Raw genomic sequence first — 13,385 nt, forward strand, 5'->3', positions numbered from 1 at the left:
AAGAAACGTAACCGCAATGGATAACAAAGACCCAGCTGACTTTGGAAAAGTCGCCGTTATGTTCGGCGGTCGCTCTGCTGAGCGAGCGGTGTCATTGCGCTCAGGTCAAGCGGTACTCAATGCACTAGTCGGGGCGGGGGTGAACGCCCATGGTTTTGACCCTGCAGATCGTCAGTTACATGAATTAGTGGAGCAAAAGTTTGACCGCGTACTGATTATGTTACATGGCCGAGGTGGTGAAGATGGCTCGCTTCAGGGAGCTTTGCAGCAAATGAATATGCCTTACACCGGCACAGGTGTGTTGGGTTCAGCCTTATGCATGGATAAAATACGCAGTAAGCAAGTTTGGCAAAGCTTAGGGTTACCTACTGCCAATTACGAAATTGCTGACAAAAGAGACTTTAATGCAGCGAACTGCGGGGATATAATGACCCGCTTAGGGGATCTGGTTATGGTTAAGCCCGCGCAAGAAGGTTCGAGCATAGGCATGGCCAAGGTTTCAAATGCGCATCAACTCTCTGCAGCAATTCAACAGGCTTTTGAGTATGACGATAAGGTTTTGTTGGAACAATTCATCCAAGGTTCAGAGTATACCGTTAGCCTATTGAATGGCATAGCGTTGCCCTCAATCAGCATGTCGACTCCACGAGATTTTTACGATTACGAAGCAAAGTATCAGTCGAATTCGACGCAATATTTTTGCCCTAGTGGTTTATCTGATGAGCAGGAAACTGATTTAGCACAATTGGCATTGAACGCCTTTGATGCTGTTGCGGGTTCAGGGTGGGGAAGAATTGATTTTATGCAAGACGCACAAGGTCAGTTTTATTTGCTTGAAGCCAATACGGTTCCCGGCATGACAGAAAAGAGTTTGGTGCCATTAGCTGCTAAGCAAGCTGGTTTAAGCTTTGCGCAGTTATCACTTGCTGTGTTAGCGACGGCAGGTTAAGCGAAATGACCAGCGAAGCGATGACAGATAAAGCTAAGCCTAACTTCCGATTTATCGGTGGAATGGCGTTTTTGCTGATATTGCTCGCTGGCATTGTGTATGGCGCTTGGGCGATAAAAAGCTGGGCCGAAGATGAACAAAAATCACCGGTACGAGAAATAGCTTTATCCGGGGATTTGCGCTTTGTGAGTCAAAATGATGTTGAAACTCTGATACGTAAAACACAACCTGGTAGTTTTTTTGAACTCAATGTAGAGCAAGCACACCAAGATATTGAGCAGTTGCCATGGGTTTTTCGTGCATCTATTCGTAAGCGTTGGCCGAATAGTTTGAAAATTTATGTTTTAGAACAGACACCAGCAGCAAGGTGGAACGATGATCTGATTCTCAATCAATACGGAGATGCGTTTGAGGGGGCAGTTGCCAAAGGAATGACACCTCCACAATTGCCTAGTTTGTTTGGCCCTGGGGGCAGCGAACATACCGCGCTTGACGGTTATAACTCAATGCAGGCGCTTTTGGTCAGTGCTGGAATGAGCATCGATGAATTGTTTTTAAGTGAGCGATTTGCTTGGCATTTAAAACTGGTCAATGGCATCAGTTTGAATTTAGGTCGCAATGAATACATAGCGAGGTTACAACGATTTATCGATTTGTATCCTTTGCTCAAGAAAAATGAAAAAGCCGTGGATTATGTTGATTTACGCTATGACACAGGTTTAGCCGTGGGATGGAAATCCCCTGAGCAACCTTCACAAGAGAGCTAATGAAAGTGAGAGCAGCACAGTATGTCTAAAGTTACAGATAGAAAGCTAATTGTAGGCTTAGACATTGGTACCAGCATGGTAAAAGCCGTCGTAGGTGAGTTACTCGACGATGGTGGGATCAGTGTGATTGGTGTCGGTAGTCACCCAGCGAAAGGGATGGACAAAGGCGGTGTGAATGATCTGAACCTTGTCGTTCAGTCAGTGCAGCGCGCCATGAGCGAAATGGAGTTAATGGCCGATTGCCGCGTGTCGTCGGTATTTATGTCGATTTCAGGGCGACACGTACAGTGCCAAAATGAAAGCGGTATGGTGCCCATTAATAACAAAGAAGTGACCCAGGAAGACGTTGATAACGTGATTCATGCCGCGCGTTCCGTGCCGATTGCCGCCGAGCGTCGCTTGCTGCATGTATTACCGCAAGAATTTACTATTGACGTGCAAGAAGGTATTAAAAACCCGATTGGTATGTCAGGTGTTCGTATGGAAGCGCAAGCACACATAATTACCTGTGCTGATGATATGGCGAAGAATTTAGTCAAATGCGTAGAACGTTGCGATTTGACCACAGATCAACTGATTTTTTCATCGTTAGCCTCAAGCTATGCAGTATTGACTGATGATGAAAAAGAACTCGGCGTATGTGTTGTGGACATAGGTGGCGGGACGATCGATATCGTTATTTATACTGACGGGGCCATTAGGCACACCGCAGTCGTGCCTGTGGCGGGCAATCAAATTACTAGCGATATTGCGAAAATTTTCCGTACGCCAATTAGCCACGCAGAAGACATCAAAATTAACTATGCCTGTGCCCTAAAAGACATGGTTAGCATGGAGGAAAACATTGAGGTGCATAGCGTAGGCGGTAGACCATCTCGCGCTATGTCGCGCCACACGCTGGCAGAAGTGATTGAGCCTAGGTATCAAGAGTTATTTGAATTGGTACAAAAAGAGATACGCAGCAGTGGCTTTGAAGAGCAAATTGCAGCGGGGATCGTGTTAACAGGTGGCACGGCCAAAATGGAAGGAGCGATTGAATTCGCTGAAGAAATTTTTCAAATGCCTGTAAGAGTAGGTGAGCCCTTATCCATAAAAGGGTTGTCGGAATATGTGGAAGACCCAACGTTTGCTACAGCAATCGGGTTATTGCAATACGGCAAAGAACACGTAGCAGCCAAAACAGCTGCAAAAACCAAATCGTCAGAAGGCGTTTGGGAACGAATTCAAAGTTGGTTTAAGGGTGAGTTTTAAACCTGCTTTTAGATGAACTTAAAAAACTATAGGCCGCAGACTATTTTGTTTGCATGTCTTAGCGCAAAAACCGGAGAGTAAATATGTTTGAATTAATGGATAGTCATAGTGAAGAAGCCGTCATTAAAGTTATTGGCGTCGGCGGTGGTGGCGGTAACGCTATCGAACACATGGTTTCACAGTGCATTGAAGGCGTTGAATTTATTGCTATCAATACTGATGCGCAAGTCCTACGTAGCTCGTCTGCCAACGTAACCTTGCAAATTGGTTCTGGTGTAACCAAGGGTTTAGGAGCAGGAGCTAACCCTAATATTGGCCGTGAAGCAGCAGAAGAAGATCGCGAAACCATTCGCCAATCTCTTGAAGGTGCCGACATGGTTTTCATCACCGCTGGTATGGGTGGTGGTACGGGGACAGGCGCTGCGCCTGAAGTAGCAAAAATTGCTAAAGAGTTAGGCATTTTGACCGTGGCTGTTGTGACCAAGCCTTTCCCATTCGAAGGCCGTAAACGTACTGATTTTGCTGAGCAAGGTATTGAAGAGTTGTCTAAATACGTTGATTCATTGATCACGATCCCGAACGAAAAATTACTAAAAGTGATGGGTAAAGGCACACCTTTACTACAAGCATTTAGCGCAGCTAACGATATTCTAAGCGGTGCCGTTCAAGGTATCGCCGAGCTAATTACCCGCCCAGGTTTAATCAACGTGGATTTCGCCGACGTAAGAACGGTTATGTCTGAAATGGGTACTGCGATGATGGGCAGTGGCAGCGCAACAGGTGAAGATCGTGCTGAAGAGGCATCAGAGGGCGCAATTGCTTGTCCGTTGCTTGAAGATATCGACTTGTCTGGCGCACGTGGTATTTTGGTTAACATCACAGCTGGCCCTGACTTTTCTATCGATGAGTTTGAAATCGTGGGCAACGCAGTTAAAGCATTTGCTTCTGAAAACGCAACTGTGGTTGTGGGTACTGTTATCGACATGGAAATGTCTGATGAGCTACGAGTAACCGTAGTGGCAACAGGTATTGGTGCAGAACGTAAGCCTGATATCTCTTTGGTATCGAGCCGTAGTTCAGCGCGCGTACCAAGTGAGCAGCAAGAAGTACGTATTCAAGCCAATGGTACTGACAATATGCAAACCAGTGTGACTACTGAAAGCAGCCGTACTGTGGTAAATGAAGAGCGTACAGACTCAGGAAATGATCTTGAATATCTAGATATTCCTGCATTTTTACGTAAGCAAGCTGACTAAAAAACGGTCTGTTAATTATTTAAATTAAGTGTTTTCGTATTGCTTTACGTTACTTTACAGTGCGTACGGTACAATGGGGTTGAAAATAGTGAATGTGACACTATTTTGACAATAGACACATTAATTTATATAATACGTGCCGCTTTTTATTAGGTTAACTAGAGCCAAGAAATAAAATGATTAAACAACGTACCATTAAACAATCTGTTCAAGAGACTGGAATTGGTCTGCATAAAGGTGACAAGGTCACTATGACTCTCCGGCCTGCGCCGGCGAATACAGGTATTGTATTTCGCCGCGTTGACCTTGAGCCTCATGCGGATATTCCAGCTCGCGCCGAAGCGGTGGGTGACACGATGTTGTGTACGTGTATAACCAATGCCGACGGTGTGTCTATTTCCACCGTTGAGCACTTGGCTTCAGCACTTGCTGGCTTAGGCATCGACAACATTATTGTTGAAGTCGATAGCGACGAATTGCCGATTATGGATGGTAGCGCTAGTCCGTTCATTTTCTTATTGCAATCTGTTGGTATCGAAGAGCTAAACGCGCCTAAGCAATTCATTAAGATCAAAAAATCGATCAAAGTAAAAGATGGCGATAAGTGGGCCGAGTTAAGACCTCATGATGGCTTCCGCGTGGATTTTCGGATTGACTTTGATCACCCTGCGATCAGCCAGACGCGTCAGCATATGGTGTTAGATTTTGACTCATCTTCTTATGTAGATGAAGTTAGTCGAGCCCGTACATTTGGTTTTATGAAAGATCTAGAGTATATGAACGCGAATAATTTAGCCCTTGGCGGTAGCATGGCAAATGCAGTTGCTTTGGATGAATACCGCGTGCTGAATCCTGAAGGGTTGCGCTACAGTGATGAATTCCTTAAGCATAAGATTTTGGATGCTATCGGTGATTTATACCTAGGCGGTCACAGCATTATTGGTGAGCTTGTCGCTTATAAGACAGGTCATGGTTTAAATAATAAATTGCTTAACGCTTTATTACAGAACCAAGCTTGTTGGGAATTCGTTAGCTATGATAATAGCGAAGAACTACCGATCAGGTTTGCATCACCCATTTTAGCGAACTAAATCGAATGAATACTGAAATGCCGCTTTAAGCGGCATTTTTCGTTTATAGCGAATTGATTTTGTATATCAAGATCCCTTTGTTAAACTGCACCTCATAAGAGATGTAAAGCATCCAAACTTTTGGGAATCCGTTCAATAATGAGTCTGACACTACTGTATCGCAGTAAAAAATCACGTTTCGTCTACCGGCCAACTAAGCGCCAGGTATTGACGTGCTTTATTGCTATATGCGGTGTCTTTTTAATTTCGAGCCGTTCAACGGATTTACCCAACGAGAATTTAGCCCGTTTGTCGTTAGCGCAATCTGGCTTACATCAACAGCAAGCCCAGCTTGATAAGTTAAAAAACAGCACAGAACAACGGTTAGCGACGTTGTTACAAAAGCTTGCGGAAGCAGAAAGTCGTTTAGTCAGTGTGAATGCATTAGGGGCTAGGTTGGTTGAGCAAGCCCAGTTAAACCCTGATGAATTTAGCTTTTCGCAGCCCGCTGAAGTTGAACAGGTCACGCCACAAAGTGCTAATGATCTCAGTCAATATAATGTGGTTTCACGTATCGAAATCATGCTCGACGAGTTAGAAGATAAAGAGAAGCAGTTAAGCGCGCTTGAATCTATCCTAATGAGTCACCATATAACCGAAGAAAGCGCCTTAGCTGGGCGACCTATTGAAGCCGGTTGGTTATCATCTTATTACGGCATTCGAACTGATCCATTTACCGGTAAGCCCACAATGCACAAAGGGTTGGACTTCGCCGGAGCGGAAGGTGAGCCGGTGATTGCGACCGGTGCAGGCATCGTAACGTGGGCGGCAAGCCGCTATGGTTATGGTGAGTTAGTAGAAATTGACCATGGTAATGGCTTGGTCACACGTTATGGGCATAATAAGTCTCTCAATGTGAAAATTGGTGACGTGGTGACCAAAGGGCAGTCAATTGCGCTAATGGGCAATACTGGCCGTTCAACTGGTGCTCATGTACATTATGAAGTTATTCGTCAAGGGCAACCACAAGACCCATTGCCATTTGTGTACCGTGATTAGCTACTTACGCGTTTAGCTAATACAGGGCTATCAGTTTGATGAGCCCGACGAAACATTTTTCGTTATTTATTGGCAAGCTGTTCAGTACAGAACAGTTTGTTTTATTTTAGTCATGATTTTTATACCCTTGAAGGATATAAGGTCATTCATTTATTAGATTGGAAGCTGTAAATCCATGTTTTCGAGTATTCTGACCAAGGTTTTTGGTAGCCGTAATGACCGAACTTTAAAAAAACTAAATAAAATTACTGAGCAAGTTAACCAGTTGGAAGCGGAGTATGAGGCGCTTAGTGATGAGCAACTCAAAGCCAAAACAGGCGAATTTCAAACGCGCTTAAAGGACGGTGAAGACACTGATAGTTTGCTGCCTGAAGCTTTTGCTGTCGTACGCGAAGCCAGTAAACGCGTGTTCTCTATGCGTCACTTCGACGTGCAGATGCTTGGTGGCCAAGTGTTACACACAGGGCAAATCGCTGAGATGCGCACCGGTGAAGGTAAAACCCTTACCTCAACCTTGCCTGCGTATTTAAATGCCCTAAGTGGAAAAGGTGTACATGTTATTACCGTCAATGATTATCTAGCGAGTCGTGATGCCGAGGGTAGTCGCCCATTATTTGAATTCTTGGGGTTAACCGTTGGTTGTAACATTCCAGGGATGAATCACGCTCAGAAAAAAGAAGCCTATGCAGCGGATATTACCTACGGTACTAACAACGAATTCGGTTTTGATTACTTGCGTGACAACATGGCGTTTAGTCCAGGGGATCGTGTACAGCGCGATCTCCATTACGCCATTATCGATGAAGTCGATTCAATCCTAATTGATGAAGCCAGAACGCCACTGATTATCTCTGGTCAAGCAGAAGACAGTTCAGAGCTTTATCGTAAAATTAATACCATTATCCCTCAGTTGGAATTACAAGATAAAGAAGACGAAGAAGGCAAGAATGGCGACGGTGATTACACCATTGATGAAAAAGGCAAGCAGGTACATTTGACCGAAAAAGGTCAAATTCATGTAGAAGAGATCCTTAAAGCCAGTGGTATTTTAGGGGAAGACGAATCCCTGTTTGCTGCAGCGAATATCTCTTTGCTTCACCATGTCAATGCCGCGTTACGTGCGCACAAATTATTTAGCCGTGATGTTGATTACATAGTGAAAGGCGATGACGTGGTTATCGTTGATGAACATACAGGCCGTACAATGGAAGGGCGCCGCTGGTCTGAAGGCTTACACCAAGCGGTAGAAGCAAAAGAAGGGGTAAACATTCAAAACGAGAATCAAACGCTCGCCTCTATTACCTTCCAGAATTACTTCCGTCTTTACGAAAAGCTTGCAGGTATGACGGGTACAGCGGATACCGAAGCATTTGAGTTCCAAAGTATTTACGGTTTAGATACGGTTGTTATCCCGACCAACAAGCCAATGGTACGTAAGGATAAGGCTGATTTAATATACCTGACGGCACAAGAAAAATACGAAGCAATCGTAGAAGACATCAAAGACTGCGTGAAGCGTGGTCAACCTACATTGGTGGGTACCGTTTCTATCGAAAACTCCGAATTAATTTCATCGATTCTAAAGAAAGCGAAAATTCCCCACAAAGTACTTAACGCCAAGTTTCACGAACAAGAAGCAGATATTGTCGCTCAAGCAGGTAAACCTGGAGCGGTAACGATCGCGACTAACATGGCGGGTCGTGGTACGGACATAGTGTTAGGTGGCAACTGGCAAGTTGCTGTTGAGGGAATTAAAGATCCTAAACCTGGCACAGTAGAGAAAATTAAAGAGCAATGGCAAAAAGATCATGATGCGGTCATTGAAGCGGGCGGTTTGCATATCATAGGTACAGAGCGCCATGAATCACGCCGTATCGATAATCAGTTGCGTGGTCGTTCTGGTCGCCAAGGAGATGCAGGCTCTTCACGATTCTACCTTTCACTTGATGATGCCTTAATGCGTATCTTTGCCTCTGAAAAAATGGGCAACATGATGAAGCGCTTAGGTATGGAGCGCGGTGAAGCGATTGAGCACCCTTGGGTGACCCGAGCAATCGAAAATGCACAACGCAAAGTAGAAGGGCGTAACTTCGACATGCGTAAGCAATTGCTTGAATTTGACGATGTTGCCAATGATCAGCGTAAAGTGATTTACGAACAGCGCAACGAGTTGTTAGACGAAGGCGATATATACTCAACTATTGAAGCGATACGCGTTGACGTAGTCGACAGTATTATCAGTCAATATATTCCACCTCAATCACTTAGTGAAATGTGGAATGTCAGTGGCCTAGAAGAGCACTTTAAAAGTGAGTTTTTATTGGATATTCCATTACAGCAATGGATTGATGAAGACGACAAATTATACGAAGAGAAAATTCGTGAGCGTATCCTAGAAGAAGTCACCAAAGGGTATAAGGCCAAAGAAGATATTGTTGGGCCTGATGTGCTTCGCCAGTTTGAAAAAGCGGTAATGTTGCAAAATCTGGATAGCCATTGGAAAGAGCATTTAGCGGCAATGGATCACCTGCGTCAAGGCATTCACTTGCGTGGTTATGCCCAGAAAAATCCTAAGCAGGAATACAAGCGCGAATCGTTCGAGCTGTTCACTGAAATGCTTGAAGCATTGAAAGTGGAAGTGGTCACGGTACTAAGTAAAGTACAAGTGAAAGCGGAATCTGATGTTGAAGCGGTAGAAGAGCAACGTCGTCAAGCGGATGGCCAGCCTAAACAATACGAGCATGAAACTGCCAGTGCGACACAAGCACCTGAGCAAGCGCCAGAAGCGGCACCTGCTGCTCGCCCCGCCAATGCTCTGCGTGAAGGCCCTAAAGTCGGCCGTAACGATCCTTGTCCTTGTGGGTCAGGTTTAAAATACAAACAATGCCATGGTAAATTAAGCTAGCATTTACGCTATAAGCTTAATGCCATAGGCAGTAAGAGCGGGCTATCCCTTAGGGAGCAGCCCGTTTTTTTTGAGTAACGGTATGGAATGAATATGAAAGTAGTCGATGTGGCGGTAGGTGTTATCAAGCGCGGACAGGAAATATATATCAGTAAACGAGCAGACGCCTTACATCAAGGCGGTAAGTGGGAGTTTCCTGGCGGTAAACAGGAAGCAAATGAAACGCCAGCCCAAGCTCTAATAAGAGAGCTTAAAGAGGAAGTCGGCATTGATGTTACTCATGTAGATGATTACATGCAGATAGAACATGATTATGGGGATAAGTGTGTACGGTTACATATTCATCTGGTAGAACGCTTCAATGGTGAGCCTACACATCTTGAGGGGCAGATTGGCCGTTGGGCTCACCTTGCGCAATTAACCGATTATGCGTTCCCTGCGGCGAATGTGGATATCGTCAAAAAACTACAAGTAGATTTTCTTTAACAGAGCCCAAATGTAGCAGCTTATGTCTAAGTGGAAAGCTCAGTACAATCAGTTAACCTCGGCTGACAGTGCGCAATGAGCGAAAAGCGGAAATTCACTGAGATTCGATCAAATCGGCGCCTTTCACTGAAAGTGGACATTTGCGACGTTTCGTTTGTTGCATGTTTCTATACCCATCTATATTGCCGCATGTGGCAGCGAAGTGAAATTACCCGCGAAGTAAAACAGTAATCCAGGTTAAAAAAGTATGCGTATTTCTGCTGTCAAAGCTGTGTTTATCAGGTACGTAGTAACATAAGTCAGATTTGACGGGTAAGGTTCCAAAGTGCTGTAACAAATTAGCGTTTAGAAGTCGCCTCGTCAGGATTGTCGAGCAAAACACCAGACTGTTTTCAGACATGGCTTGTTGTATACCGAACAATTCCTGGTCAAATTTTTTGAATATAATATTCGCTCCGTCTAAGCCATTAGCTGCCAGCCAGGCAGTTAGTGGTGGCGTCGGCAAGGTGGCATTTTTCCATTCAGTGGTAAAAAGTACGACCGGTTCAGTAGACCAACTTGGATACTTCATGCTACTAGCACCAAATACGTCGAACTTCTCATGGCTGAGAATATCGCCAGGCGCAACGACTGTGGAGTCACCGTAGCGAATAGGAATGATATAGGGTTGGTTCACCACCGCTTCACCTGTTGCCACTTCAACAGGTATAGTCGGATAGGTTTGCGAAAATTCCTGCATGGCAGGGATTAATAACATTGCGGCAAATGACGATGTAGTTGTTACCCTTACCACGCTACCTGCTGTTTCAACTTCTGCCAACGCGTTCTCAATTTTGCGAAAGCCATCTGATGTTGCATTTGCCAGAACTCTGCCAGTTTCGGTCAGAACTACCAGCCTTGTCTGTCGATGAAACAAATTGACATTTAACCTGCTTTCCAGATTGCTGATGTGGTGTGACACCGCCGTTGGCGTGAGCGACAGCTCTTCTGCTGCAAGTTTAAAACTGCCTCGACGTGCTGCTGCCTCAAATGCTTTGAGTGCCTGTAACGATACCTGCAATGTCACTCTCCTGAATGATGATGTTTTACTAGGAAGCCTACCCTACAGATGATTTTAAATCATCCATTAGTGAATTCTTCTCGTTTGTACTTATGCATTGTTCAATACAATATTGCTTCGTTGATAACACACTTCTTAACTAATGAAGGTAATGAATATGAGCACTATATTACATATAGATTCAAGCGTCAGAGCAATTGATAACCCAAACCCGAACCATAATTCTATATCCAAAAATGTTGCGCTGAAATTTATTAACACCTGGCGGCAGATGCGACATACAGATGAGTATATTTATCGTGATGTAGGCATGAACCCGCCGGGTTTTATTACCCAGGAGTGGATTGGCGCAGTGTTTACACCGGATGAAAAAAGAACCTCGGCACAAAAAGAAATTTTAGTGTTATCTGATCTGTTGATAGCTGAGGTAGCCAAAGCGGACATCATTGTTATTTCCACACCTATGTATAACTACGGTATGCCAGCCCAGTTAAAATCCTGGTTCGATCAAGTCGTGCGGATAAACAAAACTTTCGATTTCGATTTAGCCCGTGGCGACTTTCCATTACGACCTTTATTATCTGGTAAGGTTCTAGTTACAGTTACCTCCAGCGGCGAGTTTGGCTTTGAAAAAGGGGGCGTCAGAGAGAGTTCCAGTCATTTACAACCTCACCTGCGCACGCTCAGTAAATATTTGGGAGTAGAAACAATCTATGAAATAGCTGCAGAGTATCAAGAGTTTGCTGATGAACGGCATCAAACTTCGGTGAGCAACGCCAACAACCGAGCACACAGCTTAGCAACAGAGCTTGCAAATTCCGCCTCAGAGGCATCATCAGCGCAGTGTGCTGATCATGTATAATACTGACCCGATTGCATCCCTTGCACAGCCGATAGAAAGAGTCATTGAATTGGCGATCAGTCATGTAACCGCCGGCGGTTTGCCGTTTTCCGCTGTTATTGTTAATAAGCTCGGACAGATTATCGGCGAGGGGGTAAATCAGGTTACCAGCCTGTTCGATTGCACCGCCCATGCCGAAATTCAGGCAATACGAAATGCATCAAAAAATGAGAAAAGCGTCTTATTGGAGGGTGCAACTTTAATAGCTTCAGGTGAACCTTGTGCAATGTGCTATATGGTAATGTTGATAGCAAAAGTTAATAGGCTGGTTATCTTATCCGATAGATATGAGGCGAAAGCCCTTGGGTTCGACTATTTATGGACTTATGAGCTTTTTAACAGTAACTCACTGAGTCAGATGACGGTGACAAAGTTAAATGTTGCAAGAGGCAACCTGCCGTTTAAGGTGTGTAAGGCTCGGATGGAAAGCTCCGGATTGTAGTGGTCAACTAATTTTGTCTGCATCATTGCAGCTTTTATGACACGCTCAACTCTCGAAAAAACGAGTTTCTACAATTAAGGCAAAGCAGAGATTCGTTTTTCCGAGAGCCCAAAATATGAACAGCCGCTTTCGCTCATAGCAGCCGTTAAAGTCGCAATGAGCCAACTTCCGCTTTACGTACATTGCTGCCGTTTAAGTGCTAGTCCGTAAACGACAGCAACTGGCACAGAATTGTAGGACGGCTATGAGTATTTATGTAGGTTACATTATTTAAGGTTACGGGTTTACTGCATATTCCGCTCAGACTTGAACGTCGTACCAAAATCCCTTGCACATCGTTCCAGAGCAGACAGCAAGTCAGAACCGTTTTATACATGGCGATGATGTCAGCGATACAAAGTAACCCCGTATTCAAGGAAACATATCAACGATTGGTCGCTGCGGGTAAGCCTAAGAAAGTGGCTATTATTGCCTTTATTAGAAAGATGATCGTTATCTTAAATTCGATGCTAAGAGACGGGGTCATGTGGGAAGCGCCAGAGGCTATAAATTAGCTATTGACGCCATAGTCTCTTGTTATATGTACTAGAGCATAGCTTTTATTGCCTTATCTATTAGAGCTTTATCGCACCCCTTCCTTTTGTAAGGAGCTAAATCTATTTTGTAAAAGAAATCAGATTTCCCTGCGTTAATATTTGTAATTACTCTAGCCGCAATTTCAACTGCATCTCCTTTGCATTCGTCGCTTTGAACATTGTAACTAGCTTGGGAAGATGAATTACTTGAGGTTGTTTGCTTTCCACAAGCAGAAATAGATAGTGCGATTGATAATACAATTAATCCTTTATTCATAACGTTTCCTTAATAGTTTAATTTTACACTCAACTTTGAATGTACATATAACGCCTCGTTCTAACGAATCCCCTCATAATTATGAGAAGAAACAATGATATAGACACGCATGGCGCTATTTGATCTAATAAATTTCGCCAAAAACTAACCAGATAACAACACCATGCGTGATATTCATATCTTACACGATTTGCTTAAAAAACAATGCCCTAATCTACATGCTAAACGTCTTTCCTCTTTGATGGTTGCCACCCAATCTTTGCTAGATGGTCAGCAACTGTCGTTGACCGAATTAGGACGAAACACGACTATACAGAGACACCCAACTTGACTATACAGAGACACCCAACTTTTAAGTCCTATAAAAACTTCCATGCTTAGGGGGAC

The 13,385-nt window shown here is 44.2% G+C and carries 12 protein-coding genes and 2 pseudogenes; 12 read left to right on the forward strand and 2 right to left on the reverse strand.

All coding sequences use genetic code 11. From position 1 onward, the window contains the following. The first annotated feature begins 16 nt into the window (after window positions 1-16). The 8 genes from FX988_RS16895 (at window position 17) to mutT (ending at window position 9,743) form a co-directional block, all read left to right on the forward strand. Complete coding sequence (locus tag FX988_RS16895; RefSeq protein WP_201751677.1) at window positions 17-949, forward strand: D-alanine--D-alanine ligase; 933 nt, start codon at window positions 17-19, stop codon at window positions 947-949. A 5-nt stretch (window positions 950-954) separates the two neighbouring features. Beyond that, window positions 955-1,716: a cell division protein FtsQ/DivIB gene (locus tag FX988_RS16900; RefSeq protein WP_160181273.1), complete on the forward strand. Its 762-nt coding sequence runs from the start codon at window positions 955-957 to the stop codon at window positions 1,714-1,716. A gap of 21 nt (window positions 1,717-1,737) precedes the next feature. Further along, window positions 1,738-2,967, forward strand: coding sequence for a cell division protein FtsA (gene ftsA / locus FX988_RS16905; RefSeq protein WP_160181274.1), 1,230 nt, complete (start codon window positions 1,738-1,740; stop codon window positions 2,965-2,967). 83 nt (window positions 2,968-3,050) lie between these two features. Then, window positions 3,051-4,223, forward strand: coding sequence for a cell division protein FtsZ (ftsZ, locus tag FX988_RS16910; RefSeq protein WP_160181275.1), 1,173 nt, complete (start codon window positions 3,051-3,053; stop codon window positions 4,221-4,223). Between the two features lie 176 nt (window positions 4,224-4,399). Beyond that, entirely contained in the window at window positions 4,400-5,314 is a 915-nt protein-coding gene (gene lpxC / locus FX988_RS16915; protein WP_006994273.1) for a UDP-3-O-acyl-N-acetylglucosamine deacetylase, read from the forward strand. A 138-nt stretch (window positions 5,315-5,452) separates the two neighbouring features. Beyond that, complete coding sequence (locus FX988_RS16920; protein ID WP_160181276.1) at window positions 5,453-6,352, forward strand: M23 family metallopeptidase; 900 nt, start codon at window positions 5,453-5,455, stop codon at window positions 6,350-6,352. A gap of 175 nt (window positions 6,353-6,527) precedes the next feature. After that, window positions 6,528-9,257 carry a preprotein translocase subunit SecA gene (gene secA / locus FX988_RS16925; RefSeq protein WP_160181277.1) on the forward strand — a complete coding sequence of 910 codons (2,730 nt, stop codon included), beginning with the start codon at window positions 6,528-6,530 and terminating at the stop codon, window positions 9,255-9,257. Between the two features lie 93 nt (window positions 9,258-9,350). Continuing rightward, window positions 9,351-9,743, forward strand: a complete 393-nt coding sequence (gene mutT / locus FX988_RS16930) for an 8-oxo-dGTP diphosphatase MutT (RefSeq protein WP_160181278.1) — start codon at window positions 9,351-9,353, stop codon at window positions 9,741-9,743. A 208-nt stretch (window positions 9,744-9,951) separates the two neighbouring features. Here the strand turns inward: mutT and FX988_RS16935 are convergent, their stop codons facing one another. Next, the gene (locus FX988_RS16935) at window positions 9,952-10,803 is read right to left on the reverse strand and encodes a LysR family transcriptional regulator (protein ID WP_160181279.1); all 852 of its coding nucleotides are present in this window, start codon (window positions 10,801-10,803) and stop codon (window positions 9,952-9,954) included. A gap of 157 nt (window positions 10,804-10,960) precedes the next feature. On the opposite strand from FX988_RS16935, the gene FX988_RS16940 reads away from it, so the two are divergent. The 3 genes and pseudogenes from FX988_RS16940 to FX988_RS16950 form a co-directional block, all read left to right on the forward strand. After that, window positions 10,961-11,665, forward strand: coding sequence for an FMN-dependent NADH-azoreductase (locus tag FX988_RS16940; protein ID WP_160181280.1), 705 nt, complete (start codon window positions 10,961-10,963; stop codon window positions 11,663-11,665). Continuing rightward, window positions 11,658-12,146 (forward strand): nucleoside deaminase, encoded by a 489-nt coding sequence (locus tag FX988_RS16945; protein WP_160181281.1) that lies wholly within the window; start codon window positions 11,658-11,660, stop codon window positions 12,144-12,146. The genes FX988_RS16940 and FX988_RS16945 overlap by 8 nt, the downstream gene beginning before the upstream one ends. A 347-nt stretch (window positions 12,147-12,493) precedes the next feature. Next, a pseudogene (locus tag FX988_RS16950) lies at window positions 12,494-12,700 on the forward strand (IS110 family transposase); the annotation flags it as partial. 31 nt (window positions 12,701-12,731) lie between these two features. Here the strand turns inward: FX988_RS16950 and FX988_RS16955 are convergent. Next, window positions 12,732-12,998 carry a hypothetical protein gene (locus FX988_RS16955; protein ID WP_160181282.1) on the reverse strand — a complete coding sequence of 89 codons (267 nt, stop codon included), beginning with the start codon at window positions 12,996-12,998 and terminating at the stop codon, window positions 12,732-12,734. A 163-nt stretch (window positions 12,999-13,161) separates the two neighbouring features. Here FX988_RS16955 and FX988_RS16960 point away from each other — a divergent pair. Next, window positions 13,162-13,308, forward strand: a pseudogene (locus FX988_RS16960) (IS4 family transposase); the annotation flags it as partial. Window positions 13,309-13,385 lie beyond the last annotated feature (77 nt).

This window comes from Paraglaciecola mesophila, assembly GCF_009906955.1.
GTDB classification, from domain to species: Bacteria; Pseudomonadota; Gammaproteobacteria; order Enterobacterales; family Alteromonadaceae; genus Paraglaciecola; species Paraglaciecola mesophila_A.